Annotated in this window: 1 protein-coding gene; it reads left to right on the top strand. The window is 34.9% G+C overall.

What is annotated here, in order from left to right:
• Positions 1 to 584 (top strand): hypothetical protein (locus IEY58_RS34170; RefSeq protein WP_456057541.1); only part of this gene is annotated, 584 nt, incomplete at both ends.

Genomic DNA, 584 nt, shown 5'->3' with positions numbered 1-584 from the left:
GATACGCTAATTGATGGTTTTGAGTCTAGTGCAAAGCAGGCTGAATATCTTTCCCGAGCAACCATAGAACATTATGGGGTAGCAGGTCAAGAGTGGCTTGAGTTTATAACCCATGATAAATCAATGATTGAAAAAAATGCTCTAAACTATATTGATGAGTTTTTGGAAAATTATAGTAATTTATCGAGTCAGGCTGGGCGTGTAGCTAGATTATTTGCAGTAGTTGCAGCCGCAGGCGAATTAGCAACACATGCAGGTATTACAGGTTGGTTACCTGGTACGGCTACCACAGCAGCTCAAAAATGTTTTGAAAATTGGCTTAGCAATTATGGGCAAGACACTGATCATGAGGAACAGCAGATTTTAAAACAAATCCGTTCGTTTATTCAACAACATGGCGAAAGTAGATTTTCCAACTGGAAAAGTGATGGATTTATCCAAAAAGTAAATAATCGTGTTGGCTATATACGTAATAATGACTATTTATTTTTTAAAGAAAATTTCGTTGAAGCTTGTGATGTATTTAATCAAAAACTGGTAATTCAAGTTTTAAAGAAACATAATTTATTGAAAACTAATGAAAC

This window comes from Aliidongia dinghuensis, from assembly GCF_014643535.1.
GTDB lineage: Bacteria > Pseudomonadota > Alphaproteobacteria > ATCC43930 > CGMCC-115725 > Aliidongia > Aliidongia dinghuensis.
Note: the sequence above shows the minus strand (reverse complement) of the source record. Positions and strands in the feature narration are given on the sequence as shown.